Here is a 648-nt window from a genome sequence, read left to right as displayed (position 1 = left end):
CAGTTGCTGGCGTGTAATGTGTACCGTGCCGTCTGACACCGGAGCGGGCCACTGAAAGCGGCCTTTTTCCAGCCGGCGGTAGTAGAGCCAGAAGCCATTGGTATCCCAGAACAAAATTTTGAGCTTATCGCGATGACGGTTACAAAAAATAAACCCGGCGTCACTGAGCGGCTCCAGACCCAGCGCGTCAACCACACTCGCCAGCCCGTCGATGGATTTTCGCCTGTCGGTATGACCGGATACCAGATAAATTGTGCCGACCGGTATCATCGCAGCGCCTCAATCCAGTGGCGGATTTGCGCGGTGGATAACCTGGCCGGCAACTCAGCCCGGAGTCCGTTGGGCAGAAAGAGCGTGACGGTGTGTTCGGCCTCGGAATGCTCCTCAACCACAACGGGATGCAGGCGTTGGGGCTCGTGCTGTTGCCGGAGCTTTTTTGTCCAATAGTAAAATGTGGCCGGATTAATCTCATGGTGCTGGCAAAACGCCGTCACCGTTAGCCCGCTCTGCTTTTGGGAAGCAATAACTGCCGCCCAGTGTTGCTGTTTTTCAGTGAGTGTCATAGTGATTCGCCCTCTCAATAAAAGAAAACTCACTATGACAAAAGATTAATCTGTCGGATATGTGGGGTTAATTAGGCGGTTACGT

The 648-nt window shown here is 53.5% G+C and carries 2 protein-coding genes; both read right to left on the bottom strand.

What is annotated here, in order from left to right:
- Positions 1–270: IS66 family insertion sequence element accessory protein TnpB (tnpB, locus tag EAE92_RS24155; protein WP_214069867.1), on the bottom strand; the 270-nt coding region annotated here is incomplete at its 3' end.
- On the bottom strand, positions 267–563 hold the full coding sequence (gene tnpA, locus EAE92_RS24150; protein ID WP_162120926.1) for an IS66 family insertion sequence element accessory protein TnpA: 297 nt from the start codon (positions 561–563) through the stop codon (positions 267–269). The genes tnpA and tnpB, both read right to left, overlap by 4 nt.
- Between the last annotated feature and the right edge of the window lie 85 nt (positions 564–648).

This window comes from Photorhabdus hainanensis (genome assembly GCF_018448965.1).
GTDB lineage: Bacteria > Pseudomonadota > Gammaproteobacteria > Enterobacterales > Enterobacteriaceae > Photorhabdus > Photorhabdus akhurstii.
This window is presented reverse-complemented; position numbering and strand designations above follow the sequence as displayed.

Bases quoted from the DNA above. Each gene is read 5' to 3' on its own strand.
- tnpA (WP_162120926.1), bottom strand. From the start codon at position 563: ATGACACTCACTGAAAAACAGCAACACTGGGCGGCAGTTATTGCTTCC.